Here is a 20,911-nt window from a genome sequence, read left to right on the forward strand (position 1 = left end):
GCCTGCTTCTCACAACAACCACACAAACACTCCACGAGGTCCGACCATGCGCGTCTTCAGTGCTTCCCTGGCCACCGAAACCAACACCTTCGGCCCGATGCCGACGGGTCTCGCCTCCTTCAAGGACCGCGGCTACTTCCCCGCCGGCAAGCACCCCGAGGCGATGACGCTCTTCTCGGGCCCGCTGTGGGCCGCCCGCATGCGCGGCGCCGACAATGGCTGGACGCTGTTCGAAGGCATGGTGGCCGGCGCGCAGCCCAGCGGCACCACCACGCGCCACGCCTACGAGACGCTGCGCGACGAGCTGCTGAACGACCTGCGCGCCGTGCTGCCGGTCGACATGGTGCTGCTCGGCCTGCACGGCGCGATGGTCGCCGACGGCTACGACGACTGCGAAGGCGACCTGCTGGCGCGCGTGCGGCAGATCGTCGGGCCCGACGTGGTGATCGGCGCGGAGCTCGATCCGCACAACCACCTCACGCCCGAGATGATCTCCAACGCCGACGTCATGATCTCCTTCAAGGAGTACCCGCACACCGACGTGCTCGAACGCGGGCTGGAGCTGGTCGACATCTGCGCCGCCGCGGTCGAGGGCAAGGTGCGTCCGGTGGCGGCGGTGGTCGACTGCGACATGATCGTCACCGTCCACACCTCGCGCCAGCCGGCGCGCGGCTTCGTCGAGCGCATGCAGTCGCTCGAGGGCAAGGACGGCGTGCTCTCTATCTCGCTCACGCACGGGTTCTCTTGGGGCGACGTGCCCGAGATGGGCACCAAGGTGCTGGTCTACACCGACGGCGACAAGGCCAAGGCCGACATGCTGGCGCGCCAGCTCGCCGACGAGGTCATCGCGATGCGCGACGGCCTCACCGTGAACTACCCCGGCATCGATGCATCGCTCGACGAGGCGCTGGCCTTCGAGGGCGGCCCGGTGGTGATCTCCGACGGTGCCGACAACCCCGGCGGCGGCGCCGCGAGCGACTCCACATTCATCCTGCGACGCATGGTCGAACGCGGCATCGCCAACGCGGCGCTGGGCCCGCTGTGGGACCCGATCGCGGTGCGCATCGCCTTCGACGCCGGCGTGGGCGCGAAGCTGCCGATGCGCATCGGCGGCAAGATCAGCCCCCTGTCCGGCGACCCGCTCGACCTCGAATGCACCGTGAAGGCGCTCAAGCACGACCTGGTGATGACCGGCCTGGCCGGCACGCCCACGCTGATGGGCGACAGCGCGCTCGTCGAGGCCAACGGCATCGAGATCGTGCTGATCACGCTGCGCAACCAGGCGATGGGCACAGACCTGTTCACGCAGCTCGGTTGCGACCTCGCTGCGAAGAAGATCATCGTCGTGAAGTCGTCGCAGCATTTCTACGCGTCGTACTCCAAGGTGGCGAAGCACGTCATCTATGCGGGCGCGCCGGGCGCCGTCACACTCGACCTGAACACGCTGCCCTATCGCAAGGCCCGCCTGCCGAAATGGCCGATCGGCGTCGCGGCCTGAGGCCTCCTTCTTTCGCCTTCCTTTCCTGCTGCCTTCCCTCACCGGAGAACCGACGATGAAACGACGGACGCTTGGCGCTCTCGCCGCCCTGGCCCTTTCCACCGCCTTCGCGGCGAGCCTTCCCGCGCATGCCCAGACGCCGCAGCCCAAGACGCTGAAGGTGGTGGCGCATGCCGACCTGAAGATCCTCGACCCGACCTTCACCACCGCCTACATCTCGCGCAACTTCGGCTACATGGTGTACGACACGCTCTTCGCGCAGGACGCGAACGGCAAGCCGCAGCCGCAGATGGTGGAGAAGTACACCGCCTCGAAGGACGGCAAGCAGTGGAGCTTCACGCTGCGCCCCAACCTCAAGTTCTCCGACGGCAGCGCCGTCACCTCGGCCGACGCGGTCGCGTCGCTGCAGCGCTGGGCCGCGCGCGACAGCCTCGGCCGCGCCATGGCGGCCAGCGGCGCCGAGTGGAAGGCGACGGACGCGCGCACCTTCACGCTCACGCTCGCCGAACCCTTCGGCATGGTGCTCGACGCGCTGGCGAAGCCCTCGGGCTTTCCGCCGGTGGTGCTGCCCGAGCGGCTGGCGAAGCTGCCGGCCACCGCGCCGCTGACCGAAGTGCTGGGCTCCGGCCCGTACGTGTTCAAGCGCGACGAATGGGTGCCGGGCAACAAGGCCGTGTTCGTGCGCAACCCCAACTACGTGGCGCGCAGCGAACCGCCGAGCGGCCTGGCCGGCAGCAAGAAGAGCAACTTCGACCGCGTCGAGTGGCTCTACCTGCCCGACGCCAACAGCGCGGTGGCAGCCCTCAAGCGCGGCGAGGTCGACATCATCGAGCAGCTGCCGCCCGACTACATCGCGCCGCTGCGCACCGACACGGGCGTGAAGATCGGCTCCGGCGGCGCCTACCAGGGCTTCCTGGTGATGAACCAGCTGCATCCACCCTTCAACAATCCGAAGGTGCGCCAGGCACTGCTGCAGGCCGTGAGCCAGGAGCGCTTCATGGCGGCCATGGGCTTCCCGCTGGACATGCGCATGGCCTACTGCGCCACCTATTTCATCTGCGGCAGTCCCAACGACACCGCGGCCGGCGCCGAGCCCTACCGCAAGGCCGACGTCGCCAAGGCCAAGAAGATGCTCGCCGACGCCGGCTACAAGGGCGAGAAGGTGGTGCTGCTGGTACCCAGCGACGTGCCCTACCTGAACGCCGAGGCGCTGATGGCCGCGCAGACCATGAAGAGCATCGGCCTGAACGTCGATGCCCAGACCATGGACTGGGCTTCCATCGGCGCGCGCCGCGCCAAGCGCGATGCACCCGACGCCGGCGGCTGGAACATCTACGTCACCGTGGCCGGCGAGTTCGACGCCAACTCGCCCATCAGCAACGCCTACCTGAGCGCAGCCTGCGGCAACACCCTGCCCGGCTGGCCCTGCGACAAGCAGCTCGACGACCTGCGCACCGCCTGGCTGAAGGAGACCGTGCCCGCCAAGCGCAAGGAACTGCTCGACGCCTTCCAGGCCCGCGCCTACGAGGCCGTGCCGTACATCAACGCCGGCCAGTACTCGGCCGCCTTCGCAGCGCGCACCAGCCTGAAGGGCCTGGACAAGCTCTGGTCCGGCATGCCGACGGTCTGGGCGCTCGACAGGCAGTAAGGGCCGGAAGGACACCGCCATGGGCTACATCGTTCGACGCTTCATCGCGACCCTGCCCGTCATGGCGGTGGTGGCCGTGGTGGTGTTCCTGCTGATCCACCTCTCGCCGGGCGACCCGGCCGCACTCATCGCGGGCGACCTCGCCACCACCGAAGACATCGAGAAGCTGCGCGCCGCGCTCGGCCTGAACCTGCCGCTGTGGCAGCAGTTCGGGCTGTGGATCGGCAAGCTCTTCACCGGCGACCTGGGCACTTCGATCTTCACGCAGATGCCCGTCACGCAGCTGCTGGGCCAGCGGCTGGAACCCACGGTGTCGATCGCCGCGCTGACCATGCTCATCACGCTGGTGGTGTCGGTGCCGCTGGGCACGCTCGCGGCCTACCGCGCGGGCAGCTGGATCGACCGGCTGGTGATGCTCTTCGCGGTGCTGGCCTTCTCGGTACCCGTCTTCCTGGTGGGCTACCTGCTGGTCTACAGCTTCGCGATCCAGCTGCCGTGGTTTCCGGTGCAGGGCTACGTGCGCTTCGCAGAGGGCCCGGGCGAGTGGCTGCGCTCGCTGGTGCTGCCCTGCGTGAACCTGGCCCTGGTCTACATCGCGCTGGTGACGCGCATGACGCGCGCCACCGTGCTCGAAGTGCTGCACGAGGACTACATCCGCACCGCGCGCGCCAAGGGCCTGGGCGTGCTGCCGGTGCTGGGGCATGCGCTGCGCAACGCGGCCATTCCCATCGCCACCACCGTGGGCGCGGGCATCGCGCTGCTGATCGGCGGCGTGGTGGTCACCGAGACGGTGTTCGCCATTCCCGGCGTGGGCCGGCTGGTGATCGACTCGGTGCAGCGGCACGACTACCCCGTGATCCAGAGCGTGCTGCTGCTGTCGGCGGGCGTGTACGTGCTGATCAACCTGCTGATCGACCTGAGCTACCGGCTCTTCGATCCGCGAATCCAGTACTGAACCCGCAATGTCCTCCGTACTTCCCATGAGCGACATCGACGTGCCCGCGACGCCTGCCCAAGCCGAAGTCGCGCCGCCGGCCGAGGCCCCCTTCGTTCCGCCGCGCCTGCGCTGGCTGCGCAAGCACCCGACGCTGATCGTCGGCGCGCTGCTGCTGATCGCGGTGGCGGCGCTTTCCATCGCCGCGCCGTGGATCGCAACGCACGACCCGCAGGACATCGACCCGCTCGCGCGCATGCAGCTGCCCTCGGCCGAGCACTGGTTCGGCACCGACGCGCTGGGGCGCGACGTGTTCAGCCGCGCCGTGTGGGGTGGACGGGTGTCGATGATCGTCGGCGCCTCGGTGGCGCTGCTGGCCACCTTCTTCGGCGTCGCGCTGGGGCTGGTGGCGGGCTTCGTGCGATGGGCGGACGGGCCGATCATGCGGGTGATGGACGGGCTCATGGCCATCCCGGGCATCCTGCTGGCGATCGCGCTGATGGCCGTGACCCGCGCCAGCCTGACGACGGTGATCGTCGCCATCACGGTGCCGGAGATACCGCGCGTGGTGCGGCTGGTGCGCTCGCTGGCGCTCACCCTGCGCGAGCAGCTCTTCGTGGAGGCCGCGCACGCGGTGGGCACGCGCCTTCCGGTGATCCTGGTGCGCCACGTGCTGCCGAACACCGTAGCGCCGCTGATCGTGCAGGCCACCTTCGTGGCCGCCGCCGCCGTGCTGACGGAGGCTGCGCTGTCCTTCCTCGGCGTGGGCGTGCCTTCGCAGACGCCGAGCTGGGGCAACATGATGGCCGAGGGCCGCAACTTCGTGGCGGTGGCGTTCCACATCATCCTGTACCCGGGCCTGCTGCTGGCGGCCACGGTGCTGGCCATCAACCTGCTGGGCGACGGCCTGCGCGACGCGCTGGACCCGCGCCTGGCACGGCAACTGTGAAGGACGGCAGGCCATGACGATCCCCATGTCCCACATCGCGCTCGCACCCGGCGAGCCGCTGCTCGAAGTCGACAACCTGCGCACGCACTTCCACACTCTCGCGGGCGTGGTGCGCTCGGTCGACGGCGTTTCCTATACGGTGCGCGCTGGCCGCACGCTCGGCGTGGTCGGCGAGTCGGGCTGCGGCAAGAGCGTCACCGCCCTGTCGATCCTGCGGCTGGTGCCCACGCCGCCCGGCCGTCACATGGGCGCCGTGCGGCTGCGCGGCACCGACCTGATGCGGCTGAGCGAGCGCGAGATGCGCCAGATCCGCGGCAACCGCATCTCGATGATCTTCCAGGAGCCGATGACCTCGCTGAACCCGGTGCTCACCGTGGGCCGGCAGATCGCGGAGACAGTGCAGCTGCACCAGAAGGCCAACCGCGCCGACGCGATGAAGCGCGCGGTCGAGATGCTGCGGGTGGTGCAGATTCCCGAGCCCGAGCGCCGCGTGAACGAGTACCCGCACCAGCTCTCCGGCGGCATGCGCCAGCGCGTGATGATCGCGCTGGCCCTGGCCTGCAACCCCGAGGTGCTGATCGCCGACGAGCCGACGACCGCGCTGGACGTGACCATCCAGGCCCAGATCCTCGACCTCATCAAGCGGCTGCAGAAGGAGCTGGGCATGGGCGTGGTGATGATCACGCACGACCTCGGCGTGGTCGCCGAGAGCTGCGACCGCGTGGTCGTCATGTACGCCGGGAAGAAGGTCGAGGAAGCCGACGTGGTCGATCTGTTCGACCGCCCGCTGCACCCCTACACCCGTGCACTGATGGCCTCGATGCCCGCCATGAATACCGCGAGCACGCGGCTCACCGAGATTCCGGGGCTGGTGCCGGCCGCGCACGAGCTGGGCCGAGGCTGCGCCTTCGCGGCACGCTGCAGCCAGGCGCGCGAACGCTGCCGCGCCGAAACGCCGCGGCTGACGCAGCAAGGCGGCGACCACGTGGTGGCCTGCTTCGCCGTCGAGGAGAACTGGGCCGGTGCCGAGGAGATCGCCGCATGACGACAACCGCTGCAACGCCCTTGCTGAAAGTGCGTGACCTGCGCAAGCACTACACCACGCCCAAGCGCTGGCTGCGGCCGGCCAGGCCGTCGATCCAGGCGGTGAACGGCGTCTCCTTCGACGTCGCGCGCGGCGAGACGCTGTCGCTGGTCGGCGAATCGGGCTGCGGCAAGACGACCACGGCCAAGTCGGTGATGCGGCTGGTCGAGCCGACCTCGGGCTCGGTGCAGCTCGAAGGCCGGGAGCTGCTGTCGCTCTCGGCCGAGGACATGCGCATGCGCCGGCGCGATTTGCAGATCATCTTCCAGGACCCGTATGCCTCGCTGAATCCGCGGCTGACGGCCGGAGACATCGTGGCGGAACCGCTGCGCAACTTCGGCATGGGCGCGGCCGCCGAGCGGCGCGAACGCGTGCAGTGGCTCTTCTCGCGCGTGGGGCTGCGGCCCGAGGCGGCGAAGAAGTTTCCGCACGAGTTCTCGGGCGGGCAGCGGCAGCGCCTGGGCATCGCGCGCGCCCTGGCGCTGAACCCGAAGCTGATCGTGTGCGACGAGCCGGTGTCGGCGCTCGACGTGTCGGTGCAGGCGCAGGTGGTCAACCTGCTGATGGACCTGCAGGCCGAGTTCGGCATCGCGTACCTCTTCGTCGCGCACGACCTCGCGGTGGTGCGGCACATCAGCCACCGCGTCGCCGTGATGTACCTCGGCCACATCGTCGAGATCGCCGACCGCGACACGCTGTTCTCGGCGCCGCTGCATCCGTACACCGAGATTCTTCTGTCGGCCGTGCCGGTGCCCAACCCGCGCACGCCGGCGCGCCGCATGCTGCTGCAGGGCGATCCGCCGAGCCCGGCCAACCCGCCCTCGGGCTGCCGCTTCCACACCCGCTGCCCGATGGCGCAGGCCGTGTGCAAGGAGAAGGCGCCGGAGCTCGGCGAGCGGCCTTCGTCGTCCGCGAACGGAAGCCATCTGGTCGCCTGCCATTTCCGCTGAAGAGAGACAAGAAACTCGAAAGAAAGGATTCCCCCGTGTCCGACAAGCTCCCCCACTACGAACTGCTGATCCGCGGCGGCACCGTGATCGACGGCACCAAGGCTCCGCGCTTCGACGCCGACGTCGGCATCGTCGGCGACCGCATCGTCGCCATCGGCAAGCTCGCGGGCCACACGGCGGAACAGACGATCGACGCCAGCGGCCGCATCGTCGCGCCGGGCTTCATCGATTCGCACACGCACGACGACCAGGCGGTGCTGTCTCAGGCGCAGATGCCGTTCAAGGTGTCGCAGGGCGTGACGACCGTGGTGGCGGGCAACTGCGGCATCAGCGCCGCGCCGCTGCGCGCCGACATGGACCTGCCGATGCCGCTGAGCCTGCTCGATTCGCCCGCAGAAGGCCGCTTCACCAGCTTCGCCGCGTACCTCGATGCGCTGCGCGCCACGCCTTCGTCGGTGAACGTCGCTGCGATGGTGGGCCATTCGACATTGCGCGCGGTCGCCATGTCCGACCTCGACCGGCCCGCGAACGAAGCCGAGATCAAGGCCATGCAGGCGATGGTCGAGGAAGCGATGCAGGCCGGCGCCATCGGCCTGTCGACCGGCACCTTCTACCCGCCGGCGGTGAAGGCGACGACCGAGGAGATCATCGAGGTCGGCCGCCCGCTCACTTCGCGCAAGGCGCTTTACGTGACGCACATGCGCGACGAGAGCGACCGCGTGATGGAGTCGCTGGAGGAAACCTTCCACATCGGGCGCGCGCTGGGCATTCCGGTGGTGGTGTCGCACCACAAGGTGCAGAACACGCGCAACTTCGGCAAGACGAAGGTCACGCTGCCCTTCATCGAGGAAGCGATGAAGCACCAGTGCATCGGGCTCGACTGCTACCCCTACACCGCCGGCTCCACCATGATCCGCACCGACCGCGGGATGATGGAAGGCCGCGTGCTCATCGCCTCGAGCGTGCCGCACCCCGAATGCGCGGGCCGCGACCTGAAGGACATCGCGGCCGAATGGGGCGTGTCGGGCGAAGAGGCGGCGAAGCGGCTGCAGCCCGGCAGCGCGATCTACTTCATGATGGACGAGGACGACGTGCAGCGCATCCTCGCCTTCGACGAGACCATGATCGGCTCCGACGGCATCCCGCTGGGCGACAAGCCGCACCCGCGCCTGTGGGGCACCTTCCCGCGCGTGCTGGGGCACTACAGCCGCGACGTCGGCCTGTTCCCGCTGGAGACGGCAGTATGGAAGATGACAGGGCTCACCGCACGCAACTTCGGCCTGCACGAGCGCGGCACGCTGAAGCCGGGCCACCACGCCGACGTGGTGATCTTCGATGCCGCGACGGTGCGCGACACCGCGAACTACGAATCACCGATGCAGCCGGCCGAAGGCATCGAAGCGGTGATCGTGAACGGCGCGCTGACATGGCGCAACGGAGCGCACTGCGGGGCGCGCAACGGGCAGGTGATCACGCGGCGCTAGCGAACAGCCCCTCTGCGGGGATGCCCTGGAGCCCGCAGCGACACAAGGAAAGTGAAAGTTCGCGAGCCGGGCGAGCCCTTCAATCGGGCGCGTTCATCACGCGGTCGAATTCTTCGTCGGCCGGCACGTTGTCCGCGTCGAGTTCGCTCGCATCGGAAAGATCGATGCCCGTTTCCTCCGAGAGATCGTCGCCCACGTCGGTGTCGGGCTCCTCGAAGTCGTCGACGGGCAGGTCGTCCTCATCGTCTTCGGCGGGTGAAGCGGATCGCGCGGTGGCGTTCATGATCTGTTCCTCGGCTTGTTTCTGACAGGCCCCCTATGGTGCGCCTGTTTGGGCCGTTGCGGATCATCCGGCGCGAGGTGTCGGTGTCGGAAAGTTTCGCGCGCCGGCCTGAAGATCAGTCCTTGTGCACGTGGCCATGCTCCCCGTGGCCGGGGTCGTCATGGCCGTGCTCGTGCCCGTGCTCGCCGTGCGCGAGACGGCTGACCAGCGTGACCAGCGCAATGCCCGCCACCAGCCAAAGGATCTGCGCGGCGGTCTGGCGCGCGGGCAGGCGCTTCTGCAGCTGCGGGATCAGGTCGGCCAGCGCCACGTAGACGAAGCTGCTGCCAGCCAGCACCAGGAAGTACGGCAGCAGGCCGTGCAGCTGGTCGACCAGCCACCAACCCACGATGCCGCCCAGCGCGGTCATGGTGCCGGCGAGCGACACCTTCACCAGCGCCGCGCGCTGGTTGGCGGAACTCTGTCGCAGCACGACGAGGTCGCCGATGTGGTGCGGGATCTCGTGCGCCAGCACCGCGAGCGCGGCCACGATGCCCAGGCGCAGGTCGGCGGTGAAGGCGGAGGCGATCAGGATGCCGTCGCCGAAGCAGTGCACGCTGTCGCCGGTGAGCACGGCCCAGCCGCCCGTGCGGGGGCCGTGGCTGTGGTCATGGTCGTGTGCATGGACATGGCCGTGGGAGTGGTCGTGCCCGTGGTGGTGGTGATCGTGGCCGTCTGCCGCGCCCTTCTTCTCTTCGCCATGATGGTGCTCGTGCCCGTGGTGCCACAGCTCCGCCTTGTCGAGCAGGAAGAAGAACACCAGCCCGAACAGCAGCACGCCGAACAGCAGTCCGGGCTCGATGCGGCTTTCGAAGGCCTCGGGCAGCAGGTGCATGAATGCGGTGGCGAGCAGCGCGCCGGCCGCCAGGCTCAACAGGTGCTGCGGGTTCACGCCGCCCGAGCCGCTGCGCACCCCCACCTTCAACAGCAGGGCCGCGACCCACACGCTTCCGATACCGGCAACCAGGGTCGCCGCGATGATGACTATCAAATTCATAGCTGCTTGCGCAAGAAAGACGGCCGCTGGAACTTTTCCGGGGCCGCATACCGATCATAAAAAGAGAAAGGCCGTCACGAGGACGGCCTTCGGCGGGGTTGGCTGACGGGCGCCGTCTTCAGGCGACGCCGTTGGCTTTGAACCAGGCCGTGGCACGCTGCCAGCCGTCTTCCGCCGCGCTCTTCACATAGCTGGGTCGGTAGTCGGCATGGAACGCGTGGCCCGCTTCGGGATACACGACGAAGTTCGAGGCCTTGGCCGCCGGGGTTCCGGTTGCCAGAGCTGCTTTCATCTTATCAACCGTGTCAAGGGGGATGCCCTGGTCTTTTCCGCCATAGAGGCCGAGCACCGGCGCCTGCAGGCTGGCGGCGACATCGACCGGGTGCTTCGGCGTCAGCTCGCTGGCCTGGCCGACCAGGCGGCCATACCAGGCCACGCCCGCCTTGACCTTGCCGGTGGCCGCATAGAGCCAGACGATGCGTCCGCCCCAGCAGAAGCCGGTGATGCCGGTCTTGCTGGTGTCGCCGCCGTTGGCCTTGGCATAGGCCAGTGCGCCGTCGAGGTCGGCCATGACCTGCGCGTCGGGCACCTTGGAGACGATATCGGCCTGCAGCTTCGGGATGTCGGTGTAGCCGCGCGGGTCGCCCTGGCGCGCGTACAGCTCGGGGGCGATGGCCAGGTAGCCGAGCTTGGCGAAGCGGCGGCAGGTGTCGGCGATGTATTCGTGCACGCCGAAGATCTCCTGGATCACCAGGATCACCGGCAGGCCGGTCTTTCCGGCGGGCGCCGCCGCATAGGCGGGCACCTCGAAGTCCCCGACGGCGTACTTGATGGGGCCGGCCTTCAGGCCGTCGGCCGGGGTGCTGATGGCGGTCTGCGCCCTCACCGGCATCACGGCTGCGGCATAGCCCACGCCGATGGCGGCCTTGAGGGCGGTGCGGCGCGTGGCACCCTGCTCGGTGCTGTCGCCGGGGCGAAGCGAATCGAAGTCGGAACGGCTGTCGTCGTCGAGAGGCATGTATCGGGCTCCGGTTGGATCGTCGGACAAGGGACGTGGCGTTGTGGAAAAACGCACGCCGCAATGTAGGCGAAATCGGCCGCTGCCCCTATGTCCCCCAAACTTCAATGGGGTTGGCGCGCCCCGTAGGCCCGCCGGGCCAGCGCCGCCGCGAGCACCTGCGCCGGGTCGACAAGGTCGAGCCCTGCCACCGCGGCCGAGTCCTGCAGGCCCAGCGGCACCTCGGTGCAGCCCATGATGATGGAGACCGGGCCGTGCCGCTCGGCCAGCCTCAGCGCGACCTCCGAGAAGCATTGCTCGGCCAGCAGCATGTTGCCGGCCTTCACGCCGTCGAAGATGCCTCGCGTGATGGCCTGGCGCTCATCGGGCAAAGGGATGTGGCAGCCCAGTCCGGCCTCGGCCAGCGCCTGCTCGTAGAGCCGCACGCGGTAGGTGCCCTCGGTGGCCATCAGCGCCACGCCGGTCGCGCCCTGGCGGGCCAGGTGCTGCGCCGTCTCGCGCGCCATGTGCAGCAGCTCGACCTGCGGAAAGCGCTCCTGAAGGCTCGCGTGCCAGGCATGGGCCGTGTTGCAGGCGATGGCCACGGCACGGCTGCCGAGCGCGGCGAGGCGGCCCAGCGCCTGCAGCATCGGCTCCAGCGGCTGGTGCGCGCCCTGTTCGGGACAAGCCAGCGCGTCGGTGCGGTCGGGAACCGGCACCTGGGCCAGCCAGTGCTCGGGAAAGGACTGGTCGCGCACCGGTTCGCCGCGCGCGCGCAGCTGCTGCGCGCAGGCCTGCACGAACAGCCGCACGAAGTCGGCGCCGGCCGCCGGGCCCATGCCGCCAAGAATGCCGACGACGTTGGTCGAACTCATGATCTCTCTGTCTCTATCTCTGTTTCAGGAATACCGCGGAACCGGCTTCGCCGGCCCGCTGGTATTGCCCCCCGGGAAGGGGGTGGCGTGCGCGACGCGAAGTGCGCGCAGCCCGGGGGTGGCCTCAAGTCGCGGGCTTGTCGCTGAGGGCCTTGAGGTTTTCCTTCAGCTGCGGGCTCATCGGCAGGTTCAGCGGCACGTTCTTCGGGGGGATCGGCTGCATGAACCACTTGTTGTAGAGCTTCTCGAACTCGCCGCTCTTCATCAGGCCCGCGAAGGTGTCGTCCACCAGCTTCTTGAAGGCGGGGTCGTCCTTCGGCAGCATGCAGGCGTAGGGCTCCACCTGCAGCGAGTCGCCCACCACCTCGTAGTCGCCCGGCGTCTTGGCGTTGGCGATCAGGCCGTACAGCAGGATGTCGTCCATGGCGAAGGCCACGACACGGTCGCTCTCGAGCAGCAGGAACGCGTCGGCGTGGTCCTTGCCGAGCACGATGTCCATGCCGAGGTTCTTCTCGATGTTGTACTTGCGCATGACCAGCACATTGGTGGTGCCCGTGGTGCTGGCGATGGTCTTCTTCGCGAGGTCGGCGTAGTTCTTGATGTTGGAGGACTTCTTCACGAGCAGGCGAGTGCCGGTATAGAAGTGGTTGATGGCGAAGGCCACTTCCTTGCCGCGTGCGGTGTTGTTGGTGGTGGAGCCGCACTCCAGGTCGATGGTGCCGTTGGTGATCAGGGGAATGCGGTTCTGCGAGGTCACGGGCATCAGCGCCACCTGCAGGTCGGGCTTGTTCAGCTTCTTCTTCACCGCCTCGACCACGGCGTTGGAAAGATCGACCGCGATCCCGATCGGCTTGCCGGGCCCTTCGAGGTAGCTGAAGGGCACCGACGACTCACGGTAGGCCAGCGTGATCTTGCCGGACTGCGCGATCTTGGCGAGCGTGTCGGCAGCCTGGGCGCCCGTGGAGGCGAAGAGCAGCGAGGCAGCGATGGAGGCCACGGAGGCCATCAGGACGGAGCGTTTCATTCGGGCCCTCATACGGTTGAACTGAACAGGCGGCCAGTGTAGGAAGGGGACGAATGAAACGACAAATTCCAATAGCAGGCCGGGCCATGCCCAAAGGTTATGGGCGGGGGCGCTTTTGGCATTTCCGGCGTCGGCCGCGCGCGCCTACAGTCGCGTTCACTGTTCTCGACTCAATCTCCGGAAAGCTGCCCCATGCATGTGTGTGTGCTCGGCGCCGGCATCGTGGGCCTGGCGACCGCCTGGCAGCTCGACCGCCAGGGCCATCAAGTCACCGTGATCGACCGCGCCGCCCCCGGCTCGGGCGCCAGCGGCGGCAATGGCGCGCAGCTGAGCTACTCCTACGTGCAGCCGCTGGCCGATCCGTCGATCTGGAGGCAGCTGCCCAAGCTGCTGCTGTCGTCCAGCTCGCCGCTGAAGCTGCGCCCGCAGCTCGATCCGCTTCAATGGCGCTGGGGCATGGAGTTTCTCGCAGCCTGCAACGCGCGCACCTCGCGCGAAACCACCGCGCGGCTGCTGGAGCTGGCCGCATCGAGCCGCATCGAGTTCGAGGCCATGCGCGCCGAACTCTCGCCCGACTGCGATTTCTCCGCCACCGGCAAGCTGGTGCTCTACGCCAGCACAGCATCGCTCGAAAGCGCGCGAGCGCAGCTCGAACTGCAGCGCACCATGGGCAGCGAGCAGCGGCTGGTGACGCCCGAGGAATGCATTGCGATCGAGCCCGCGCTCGCCGGCTACCGCGACAGGATGGCAGGCGCCGTCTACACGCCGAGCGAATGCGCGGCCGACTGCCTCAAGGTGTGCACCGAGCTGGCGAAGGCCCTGTCCGAGCGCGGCGTGCGCTTCATCTCCGGCACGGAGGTGAGCAGCTTCGTGCGCAGCGCAAGCCGCGTCGCCGCGGTGCGCACCGGCAACGGCGACGTGGAAGCCGATGCCTTCGTGATGGCGCTGGGCTCGGCCTCGCACAAGCTGGGGCGCGCGCTCGGAGCCTACCTGCCGGTGTATCCGCTCAAGGGCTACAGCATCACGGTGGAGGTCGACGCTGCCCCCGGCGCCGCCCCGCGCGTGAACGTGACCGACAGTGCGCGCAAGGTGGTGTTCGCGCGCATCGGCTCGCGCCTTCGGGTGGCGGGCATGGCTGAACTGGTGGGGCACGACGCGAGCATTCCGGCCACGCGCATCGAGACGCTGGCGGCCGCCACGCGCGCCCTTTTCCCGCATGCGAGCCGGCTCGAAGAACTGCACCCGTGGACCGGCATGCGCCCCGCCACACCCAAGGGCCTGCCGATCATCGGCCGGCTGGACGGCGCACCTTCGAACATGCTGTTCAACACTGGCCACGGCGCACTGGGCTTCACCCTGGCCTTCGGTTCGGCGCTGCGCGTCGCGCAGGCCTTGGGAGCCTAGGCCCTAGATCGTTTCCTGGATCGCCTGCTGCATGCAGCGGGTGATGCCGCGCACCGCCACCGAATCGGGCCGCGCCGCAAAGCGCAGAGCGCGGATCGGCACCGGGATGTGCGGCTCCAGCATCAACACGTCGACCTTCTCGCGGTCGGCCGAGCGCGCGGTGCAGCCGTCGACCAGCGCAATGCCGATGCCATGGTGCGCCATGGCCAATGCCGCGTGGTAGGTCTGCACCGTCACCACCGCCTGCTGGAAGCCCACACCCGCCTGCCGGCAGGCCTGGCTCAGGCTGGTGCCCACGGGGTCGCGGCTGTCCAGGCCGATCACCGGCCGGTCCACGAGGTCGTGAAGCGCAACCGAGCCGTTGCGCACCAGCGCCCGCGGCAGCATGCCCTTGGGCGCGATGCACACCATGCGGCTGTCGGCCAGCGTCTCCTGCGTGAGCGAAGGATGCACCGCCGGGCTGAATGCGAAGCCCACGTCGGCCTCCTGCAGCAGCAGCGCCGACATGATCTGCGGCGAATGCAGCGACTCCACCGTGATCGCATAGCCCGGATGCTTCTCCCGGAATGCCTTGAGCGCGCGCGGCAGGATGTCGTAGCTCAGCGCCAGCACGCTCAGGATGCGCAGTTCGCCCGTGTCGCCCGCGGTGCGCAGGTTGGAGGCGAGCCGCTGCACCTCGTCGAGCTGCGCGAAGAGCCGCTCGATGTGCGGGTACAGCGTGAGCGCCTCGGTGGTCGGCGTGAGCCGGCCCTTGGCGCGCTGGAACAGCGGAAAGCCCAGCTGCAGCTCGGCATGCTGCAGCGTGCGGCTCACCGCCGGCTGCGTGATGTTGATGAGCCGCGCCGCCGCGCTCACGCTGCCCGTGAGCATGATCGCGTTGAAGACTTCGATGTGGCGCAGTCGCATCGCGAGCGAAGGGGTCAGTTGCCCACTGGCGCCTTGCCGCGGGCGATGTCCATCACCATGCGCGCGCCGAGGTAGAGGCGCGGCTCGATCGAGTTGATCAGCACGTACTCGGCATCGGCCGAGTGCGCGCCGAAGCCCTGCAGGCCGAAACGCTCGATGACCGGCGCCTTGGTCTTCAGCGCGGCGAAGGCGGCGTCGGTGCCGCCGCCGGCGGCCTTGTCGTCCGCGCCCAGCGGCAGGCCGAGCTCGTCCTTGTAGATCTGCTGGGCGTGCCGGGCCAGCGCGCGCGAGGCGTCGGTTGCTTCCAGCGGCGGACGGCGCCGCTCGAACTTCAGCTCCACCTTGGCCTCGGGAATGAGCTGCTTCTTCACCCGCTCGTTCACCTGCTGCTCGATGCGGTCGTAGTCGCTCACCTTGAGCACGCGCACGTCGGCGCCCGCGGTGGCGCTGGCCGGGATCACGTTGCGGTTGCTGCCCGACTTGGAGATGGTCCAGTTCATCTTCAGGCCCGTGGCCGGGTCGGACAGGTCGCGCATCTGCAGGATCTGGTGCGAGAGCTCGTACAGCGCATTCACGCCCAGCTCCGGCGCCGAGCCCGCATGCGAGGCCTTGCCGGTGACGTTCAGCGTGACCGAGGCGATGCCGGCCGTGGCGAGCGAGAGCTTGTCCTCCTTGACGTAGGCGCCCTCGAACGACAGCACCGCATCGTGCTCGCCGCCCATGCGCGTGATGAGCGCGCGTGCGCCGGGCGAGCTGATCTCCTCGTCGCCGTTGATGAGCACGGTGAGGGTGCCGTAGTCCTTGAACTTCATCGCCTGCAGCATCGACACGATGTGCGTGATGACGGCCACGCCCTGCTTGTCGTCGGCGATGCCCAGGCCGTAGGCCTTGTCGCCGTCGATGCGGAAGGGCTGCCTGTTGATCATGCCCACGGTGTAGACCGTGTCCATGTGCGCGATCAGCAGGATCTTCTTCTTGCCGGTGCCCTTGAAGGTGGCGCGCACCACGCGGCCGATCTTCTCGGGCGTGTCTTCCATGCGGTAGGCCTCCGCGCTGGGGTCGATCAGCTCGACCTCGCCGCCGAGCGCCTTGAACTTCGCGGCGATGAGGTCGGAGATCTTCTCGAGGCCGTCGAGATCGCGGCTGCCGGACTCGATGGAGACCAGCTCCTTCAGCGTGTCGAGCAGGGCCGGCTTTTCCTTGGCCGCGAGCGCTGCGACGTTGGCATCGGGCGCCGCGAAAGCGCTGCCGACGAAGGCGGCGCAGACGGCGGCGAGCAGGAATCCGCGTTGCGGGAATCGGTTCTTCATGTGCTGTGGTTTCTTTCTTCTCTGGCTGGCTGGTTGCCGCGTGCTTGTCCGTTCCCTGCTGTGTCTTCTTTTTCTTGCCTGTGCGCCGACTTGCGCCGCGTCGCGCTGACTCGTCAGTGCGCCTTGTCCCAGTTGGGACCGACACCGATCTCGGCCAGCAACGGCACCTTCAGCGAAGCGACGCCCGCCATGATGCGCGGGATCTCGGTGCGCACCCATTCGATCTCGGCCTCGGGCACCTCGAACACCAGTTCGTCGTGCACCTGCATGATCATCCGCGTGGCGCGCTTCTCCTCGTCCAGCACGTTCTGTACCTTGACCATGCTGAGCTTGATGAGGTCGGCCGCGGTGCCCTGCATCGGCGCGTTGATGGCCGCGCGCTCGGCGCCACCGCGGCGCGGGCCGTTGGGCGAATTGATCTCGGGCAGGTACAGGCGCCGGCCGAACACGGTCTCGACGTAGCCCTGCTCCTTGGCCAGCGCCTTGGTCTCGTCCATGTAGGCCTTCACGCCCGGATAGCGCGCGAAGTAGCGCTCGATGTAGGAGGCCGCAGCCTTGTTCTCGATGCCCAGGTTCTTGGCGAGCCCGAAGCTGCTCATGCCGTAGATCAGGCCGAAGTTGATGACCTTGGCGTAGCGGCGCTGTTCGCTCGACACCTGGTCGGGCGTGGAGCCGAACACCTCGGCGGCCGTCGCGCGGTGCACGTCGATGCCTTCGGTGAACGCACGCAGCAGCGATTCGTCGCCGCTGATGTGGGCCATGATGCGCAGCTCGATCTGCGAGTAGTCGGCGCTGGCGATCACGCTGCCCGCCGGCGCCACGAAGGCCTCGCGCACGCGCCGGCCTTCGGGCGTGCGGATCGGGATGTTCTGCAGGTTCGGGTCGTTGCTGCTCAGGCGGCCCGTGACGGCCACCGCCTGCGCATAGTGCGTGTGCACTCGGCCGGTACGCGGGTTGGCGAGCTGGCCGAGCTTGTCAGTGTAGGTGCCCTTGAGCTTGGAGAGGCTGCGGTGCTCGAGGATCTTGGCCGGCAGGGGGTAGTCTTCGGCCAGCTTTTCGAGCACCTCTTCGTCGGTGCTGGGCGCGCCGCTCGGCGTCTTCTTGACCACGGGCAGGCCCAGCTTGGTGAAGAAGATCTCCCCGATCTGCTTGGGCGAGCCGAGGTTGAAGGGCTGGCCCGCGATCTCGTAGGCCTCCTGCTCCAGCTCCATGATGCGCTTGCCGAGCTCGTGGCTCTGCGCGGCCAGCGTGGGTGCGTCGATCAGCACGCCGTTGCGTTCCACGCGGTAGAGCGCCTCGCTCGAATCCATCTCGAGCTGGTAGATGAAGCGCAGCTTCTCGTCGGCCTGCAGGCGCGGCCAGAGCGTGTTGTGCACGTCCAGCGTCTGGTCGCTGTCCTCGCACGAATACTCGGCGGCCTTGGCGATGTCGACCTGGCTGAACGGGATCTGGTGCGCGCCCTTGCCGCACAGGTCTTCGTACGAGATGCCGCTGCGGCCCAGGTGGCGCTCGGCGAGGCTCGAAAGGCCGTGCGGCTTGTGCACCTCGAGCACATAGCTCTGCAGCATGGTGTCGTGCGCGTAACCCTGCACCTCGATGCCATGGTTGGCGAACACGTGCCGGTCGTACTTGATGTGCTGGCCGAGCTTCTTCTTCGCGCCGTTCTCCAGCCAGGGCCGGAGTTTCGCGAGCACCTCGTCGAAGGGCAGCTGCTGCGGCGCGTCGGGGTAGTTGTGCATCAGCGGGATGTACGCGGCCTCGCCCGGGGTGACGCTGAAGCTGATGCCCACGATCTGCGCGACCATCTCGTCGAGCGAGTTGGTCTCGGTGTCGATGGCGGCGAGATCCGCCGCCTCGAGCTTGGCGAGCCAGGCGTCGAGCTGCTCCCAGGTCGTGATGGTCTCGTACTTCAGGTTGCTTGCAGGCGAGGCGGCCTCCAGCGCCTGCATCTCGGAAGGCTCGTCGAACAGGCCGCCCTGGTCGGCATCGGCCTTGCCGGAAGCCGCCTTCTTCCTGAGGTTTTCCTCGATCAGCTCGGGCGGCACGGCCTGCGCCTCGAGCCCCTTGACCAGGCTCTTGAACCCGAACTTCTCGTAGAAGGGCTTCAGCTCGGCAGTCTGCGGCGCGCCCACGGGCAGGCCTTCGAGCGAGGGCAGGCCGGTGACGTGGCCGTCGAGGTCGCAGTCGGTGCGGATGGTCACCAGGCGCCGGCTCAGCGGCAGCTGCCCGAGGGCGTTGCGCAGGTTCTCGCCCGCGGCGCCCTTCACCTCGGCGGCGCGCTCGATCAGCGCGTCGAGCGAGCCGTATTCGAGCAGCCACTTGGCGGCCGTCTTGGGGCCGACCTTGGGAACGCCGGGCACGTTGTCGACCGAGTCGCCCACCAGCGTCTGGTAGTCGATCATCAGGCTGGGCGGCACGCCGAACTCGGCCGTGACGCCGGCCACGTCGCGCTTCTTGCCGTTCATCGTGTCGATGATGGTGATGTGCTCGTCGACCAACTGGCTCAGGTCCTTGTCGCCGCTGGAGACGATGACCTCGACGCCCTGCGAGGCGGCGATCCGGGCGAGCGTGCCGATGACGTCGTCGGCCTCCACGTCGGGCACGCTGAGCACGGGCCAGCCGAGCAGCTTCACCACTTCATGGATGGGTTCGATCTGGCTGCGCAGGTCGTCGGGCATGGGCGAGCGGTTGGCCTTGTACTCGGGGTACCAGTCGTCGCGGAAGGTCTTGCCGGGCGCGTCGAAGATGCAGGCGGCGTAGTCCGCGCGCACCTCGCGGCGCAGCGCGGTCATCATGTTGATCATTCCCCGGATGGCGCCGGTCGCCGGGCTCTTCGGGTCGCCTGGCACGGCCCGAAGGTCGGGCATGGCGTGGAAGGCGCGGTAGAGGTAGCTCGAGCCATCGACGAGCAGCAGCGTTTTCTTGTCGGTCATCGGGCCATTTTGCCGTGCCCGCGCCGGCGCCCCGAACCACGACGGCGTGAGGTGTCAACCGACGGTCCGCAAGCGGCTGCGAGCCTACAATGCTTGCATGCCTAGCTCCACACTCCTGGTCGCCCGCCGCATCCTGCTGGCGCTGGCCTTCGCAACCCCCTTTGCCGCCGTGCAGGCGCAGCAGGCCACGCCCGCCCCCGCGGCGGCTCCGGCCGAGGCGCTCCCAAATCAGGAGCAGGCCAAGGCCGAGGGCCGACGCAACCAGAAGGTGGAGAACATCCACACCGAGGACAGCGGAGCCTCGGTCGACGAAGTGCGCTACGGCGGCCGCACCCAGAGCATCAACGTCAAGCCCAAGTCGAACATGCCCGGCTACGAGGTGCTGCCGGCAGATGCCGCCACCGGCCGCCAGGGTTCGAGCGAAACCGGCGCCAACGGCCCCCGTGTCTGGAACGTGCTGAAGTTCTGACCGCAATGAGGCCTTCCGTTCTGGTTTTCGCGGCAGCAATGCGGCGCTGAGTACCGCCATGGCAGTTTTTACCGAAGTCGGCTTCGGCGAGGCCGACGCGCTCGTCCAGAGCCTGGGGCTGGGCCCGCTGCGCGAGCTGCGCGGCATCGAGGGCGGCATCGAGAACACCAACTACTTCGCGACCACCGAGTCCGGCGAGTTCGTGCTGACACTGTTCGAGCGCCTGAGCGCCGAGCAGCTGCCCTACTACCTTTGCCTGATGAAGCATCTGGCGGACGCCGGCCTGCCGGTACCTGCCCCGGTGGCGCAACCCGAGCCCGATACGGCAGGCAAGGTCCGCAAGGGACAGCCCACGCCCCCCGCCGAGGCCGCCGCGTCCTGCGACCTGCTGCATGTCGTCGCCGGCAAGCCGGCTGCGGTGGTGCAGAAGCTTTCGGGCCGCAGCGAGCTGGCCCCGACCGCGGCGCACTGCACCGAACTGGGCTCGATGCTGGCGCGCATGCATCTCGCGGGGCGCGACTACCCCCGCATCCAGCCGAACCTGCGCGGCCTGCCCTGGTGGAACGAGACGGTGCCGGTGGTGCTGCCGTACATCGAGGAATCACAGGCGAACCTGCTGCGCGCCGAGCTGGCCTACCAGAATCACATCGCAGAATCGTCGGCCTATGCGGCGCTGCCGCGCGGCCCGGTGCACGCCGACATGTTCCGCGACAACGTGATGTTCGCGACCGACGGCGAGCCCGGCGCCGCCCCGCGGCTGACGGGCGTGTTCGACTTCTACTTCGCCGGCACCGACACCTGGCTGTTCGACCTGGCCGTGTGCCTGAACGACTGGGCCATCGACCTGCCCACCGGCCGCCACGATCCCGAACGCGCCGATGCGCTGCTGTCGGCCTACGAGTCCGTGCGTGCGCTGAACGCGTCCGAGCGCGCCCTGCTGCCCGCGATGCTGCGCGCCGCGGCGCTGCGCTTCTGGATCTCGCGGCTCTGGGACTTCCATCTGCCTCGCGAGGCGAGCATGCTCAAGCCCCATGACCCCACGCACTTCGAGCGCGTGCTGCGTGAGCGCGCCACCCATCCGCATGCCATGGCGCAGGCCCTCGAGCCGCTGCTGGCTGCCTGACCTG

The 20,911-nt window shown here is 68.4% G+C and carries 18 protein-coding genes; 10 read left to right on the forward strand and 8 right to left on the reverse strand.

Translation table 11 applies throughout. The features are described from left to right. Positions 1 to 46: 46 nt before the first annotated feature. The 7 genes from FHY06_RS14260 to FHY06_RS14290 are packed head-to-tail and all read left to right on the forward strand — an operon-like array spanning position 47 to position 8,547. On the forward strand, positions 47 to 1,498 hold the full coding sequence (locus FHY06_RS14260) for a M81 family metallopeptidase (protein WP_184605544.1): 1,452 nt from the start codon (positions 47 to 49) through the stop codon (positions 1,496 to 1,498). Positions 1,499 to 1,553: 55 nt separating this feature from the next. After that, entirely contained in the window at positions 1,554 to 3,146 is a 1,593-nt protein-coding gene (locus FHY06_RS14265) for an ABC transporter substrate-binding protein (protein WP_184605545.1), read from the forward strand. A gap of 19 nt (positions 3,147 to 3,165) precedes the next feature. Continuing rightward, the gene (locus tag FHY06_RS14270; protein WP_007831166.1) at positions 3,166 to 4,101 is read left to right on the forward strand and encodes an ABC transporter permease; all 936 of its coding nucleotides are present in this window, start codon (positions 3,166 to 3,168) and stop codon (positions 4,099 to 4,101) included. A gap of 7 nt (positions 4,102 to 4,108) precedes the next feature. Next, a complete protein-coding gene (locus FHY06_RS14275) occupies positions 4,109 to 5,029 on the forward strand; it encodes an ABC transporter permease (RefSeq protein ID WP_409327454.1) in 921 nt (306 codons plus the stop codon). Positions 5,030 to 5,042: 13 nt separating this feature from the next. Beyond that, positions 5,043 to 6,074 (forward strand): ABC transporter ATP-binding protein, encoded by a 1,032-nt coding sequence (locus FHY06_RS14280; RefSeq protein WP_184605546.1) that lies wholly within the window; start codon positions 5,043 to 5,045, stop codon positions 6,072 to 6,074. Then, the gene (locus tag FHY06_RS14285; protein WP_019654705.1) at positions 6,071 to 7,063 is read left to right on the forward strand and encodes an ABC transporter ATP-binding protein; all 993 of its coding nucleotides are present in this window, start codon (positions 6,071 to 6,073) and stop codon (positions 7,061 to 7,063) included. Before FHY06_RS14280 ends, FHY06_RS14285 begins: the two co-directional genes overlap by 4 nt. 35 nt (positions 7,064 to 7,098) lie before the next feature. Beyond that, complete coding sequence (locus FHY06_RS14290; protein WP_132797307.1) at positions 7,099 to 8,547, forward strand: N-acyl-D-amino-acid deacylase family protein; 1,449 nt, start codon at positions 7,099 to 7,101, stop codon at positions 8,545 to 8,547. Positions 8,548 to 8,626: 79 nt separating this feature from the next. Here FHY06_RS14290 and FHY06_RS14295 read toward each other — a convergent pair whose 3' ends face one another. The 5 genes from FHY06_RS14295 to FHY06_RS14315 all read right to left on the reverse strand — a co-directional run bounded on the left by FHY06_RS14295 (position 8,627) and on the right by FHY06_RS14315 (position 12,762). Next, positions 8,627 to 8,830 carry a hypothetical protein gene (locus FHY06_RS14295; protein ID WP_019654703.1) on the reverse strand — a complete coding sequence of 68 codons (204 nt, stop codon included), beginning with the start codon at positions 8,828 to 8,830 and terminating at the stop codon, positions 8,627 to 8,629. 115 nt (positions 8,831 to 8,945) lie between these two features. Next, a complete protein-coding gene (locus FHY06_RS14300; protein ID WP_126185431.1) occupies positions 8,946 to 9,866 on the reverse strand; it encodes a ZIP family metal transporter in 921 nt (306 codons plus the stop codon). 118 nt (positions 9,867 to 9,984) lie between these two features. Continuing rightward, entirely contained in the window at positions 9,985 to 10,884 is a 900-nt protein-coding gene (locus tag FHY06_RS14305; RefSeq protein ID WP_184605547.1) for a dienelactone hydrolase family protein, read from the reverse strand. Between the two features lie 104 nt (positions 10,885 to 10,988). Continuing rightward, on the reverse strand, positions 10,989 to 11,738 hold the full coding sequence (locus tag FHY06_RS14310; protein ID WP_184605548.1) for an aspartate/glutamate racemase family protein: 750 nt from the start codon (positions 11,736 to 11,738) through the stop codon (positions 10,989 to 10,991). A 124-nt stretch (positions 11,739 to 11,862) separates the two neighbouring features. Then, complete coding sequence (locus FHY06_RS14315) at positions 11,863 to 12,762, reverse strand: transporter substrate-binding domain-containing protein (protein WP_145760397.1); 900 nt, start codon at positions 12,760 to 12,762, stop codon at positions 11,863 to 11,865. A gap of 192 nt (positions 12,763 to 12,954) precedes the next feature. Between FHY06_RS14315 and FHY06_RS14320 the strand changes: the two genes are divergently transcribed. Continuing rightward, on the forward strand, positions 12,955 to 14,166 hold the full coding sequence (locus FHY06_RS14320) for a D-amino acid dehydrogenase (protein WP_184605550.1): 1,212 nt from the start codon (positions 12,955 to 12,957) through the stop codon (positions 14,164 to 14,166). 3 nt (positions 14,167 to 14,169) lie between these two features. Here the strand turns inward: FHY06_RS14320 and FHY06_RS14325 are convergent, their stop codons facing one another. The 3 genes from FHY06_RS14325 to polA all read right to left on the reverse strand — a co-directional run bounded on the left by FHY06_RS14325 (position 14,170) and on the right by polA (position 19,315). Beyond that, positions 14,170 to 15,072 (reverse strand): LysR family transcriptional regulator, encoded by a 903-nt coding sequence (locus FHY06_RS14325; RefSeq protein ID WP_019654697.1) that lies wholly within the window; start codon positions 15,070 to 15,072, stop codon positions 14,170 to 14,172. A gap of 14 nt (positions 15,073 to 15,086) precedes the next feature. Beyond that, on the reverse strand, positions 15,087 to 16,382 hold the full coding sequence (locus FHY06_RS14330; RefSeq protein WP_184605551.1) for a M20/M25/M40 family metallo-hydrolase: 1,296 nt from the start codon (positions 16,380 to 16,382) through the stop codon (positions 15,087 to 15,089). Between the two features lie 113 nt (positions 16,383 to 16,495). Then, positions 16,496 to 19,315 (reverse strand): DNA polymerase I, encoded by a 2,820-nt coding sequence (gene polA / locus FHY06_RS14335; protein ID WP_184605552.1) that lies wholly within the window; start codon positions 19,313 to 19,315, stop codon positions 16,496 to 16,498. 97 nt (positions 19,316 to 19,412) lie between these two features. On the opposite strand from polA, the gene FHY06_RS14340 reads away from it, so the two are divergent. Together FHY06_RS14340 and FHY06_RS14345 are read left to right on the forward strand one after the other, a co-directional pair. Continuing rightward, positions 19,413 to 19,784: a hypothetical protein gene (locus FHY06_RS14340; protein WP_019654694.1), complete on the forward strand. Its 372-nt coding sequence runs from the start codon at positions 19,413 to 19,415 to the stop codon at positions 19,782 to 19,784. 58 nt (positions 19,785 to 19,842) lie between these two features. Further along, positions 19,843 to 20,907 carry a homoserine kinase gene (locus tag FHY06_RS14345; RefSeq protein ID WP_019654693.1) on the forward strand — a complete coding sequence of 355 codons (1,065 nt, stop codon included), beginning with the start codon at positions 19,843 to 19,845 and terminating at the stop codon, positions 20,905 to 20,907. Positions 20,908 to 20,911: the final 4 nt, after the last annotated feature.

It is taken from the genome of Variovorax atrisoli, assembly GCF_014195185.1.
Taxonomy (GTDB): Bacteria; Pseudomonadota; Gammaproteobacteria; order Burkholderiales; family Burkholderiaceae_C; genus Variovorax; species Variovorax atrisoli.

Excerpts from the sequence above, each read along its gene's own strand:
- FHY06_RS14260 (WP_184605544.1), top strand. The coding sequence starts at position 47 with ATGCGCGTCTTCAGTGCTTCCCTGGCCACCGAAACCAACACCTTCGGC.
- FHY06_RS14265 (WP_184605545.1), top strand. The coding sequence starts at position 1,554 with ATGAAACGACGGACGCTTGGCGCTCTCGCCGCCCTGGCCCTTTCCACC.
- FHY06_RS14270 (WP_007831166.1), top strand. The coding sequence starts at position 3,166 with ATGGGCTACATCGTTCGACGCTTCATCGCGACCCTGCCCGTCATGGCG.
- FHY06_RS14275 (WP_409327454.1), top strand. The coding sequence starts at position 4,109 with ATGTCCTCCGTACTTCCCATGAGCGACATCGACGTGCCCGCGACGCCT.
- FHY06_RS14280 (WP_184605546.1), top strand. The coding sequence starts at position 5,043 with ATGACGATCCCCATGTCCCACATCGCGCTCGCACCCGGCGAGCCGCTG.
- FHY06_RS14285 (WP_019654705.1), top strand. The coding sequence starts at position 6,071 with ATGACGACAACCGCTGCAACGCCCTTGCTGAAAGTGCGTGACCTGCGC.
- FHY06_RS14295 (WP_019654703.1), bottom strand. The coding sequence starts at position 8,830 with ATGAACGCCACCGCGCGATCCGCTTCACCCGCCGAAGACGATGAGGAC.
- FHY06_RS14300 (WP_126185431.1), bottom strand. The coding sequence starts at position 9,866 with ATGAATTTGATAGTCATCATCGCGGCGACCCTGGTTGCCGGTATCGGA.
- FHY06_RS14305 (WP_184605547.1), bottom strand. The coding sequence starts at position 10,884 with ATGCCTCTCGACGACGACAGCCGTTCCGACTTCGATTCGCTTCGCCCC.
- FHY06_RS14310 (WP_184605548.1), bottom strand. The coding sequence starts at position 11,738 with ATGAGTTCGACCAACGTCGTCGGCATTCTTGGCGGCATGGGCCCGGCG.
- FHY06_RS14315 (WP_145760397.1), bottom strand. The coding sequence starts at position 12,762 with ATGAAACGCTCCGTCCTGATGGCCTCCGTGGCCTCCATCGCTGCCTCG.
- FHY06_RS14320 (WP_184605550.1), top strand. The coding sequence starts at position 12,955 with ATGCATGTGTGTGTGCTCGGCGCCGGCATCGTGGGCCTGGCGACCGCC.
- FHY06_RS14325 (WP_019654697.1), bottom strand. The coding sequence starts at position 15,072 with ATGCGACTGCGCCACATCGAAGTCTTCAACGCGATCATGCTCACGGGC.
- FHY06_RS14330 (WP_184605551.1), bottom strand. The coding sequence starts at position 16,382 with ATGAAGAACCGATTCCCGCAACGCGGATTCCTGCTCGCCGCCGTCTGC.
- polA (WP_184605552.1), bottom strand. The coding sequence starts at position 19,315 with ATGACCGACAAGAAAACGCTGCTGCTCGTCGATGGCTCGAGCTACCTC.
- FHY06_RS14340 (WP_019654694.1), top strand. The coding sequence starts at position 19,413 with ATGCCTAGCTCCACACTCCTGGTCGCCCGCCGCATCCTGCTGGCGCTG.
- FHY06_RS14345 (WP_019654693.1), top strand. The coding sequence starts at position 19,843 with ATGGCAGTTTTTACCGAAGTCGGCTTCGGCGAGGCCGACGCGCTCGTC.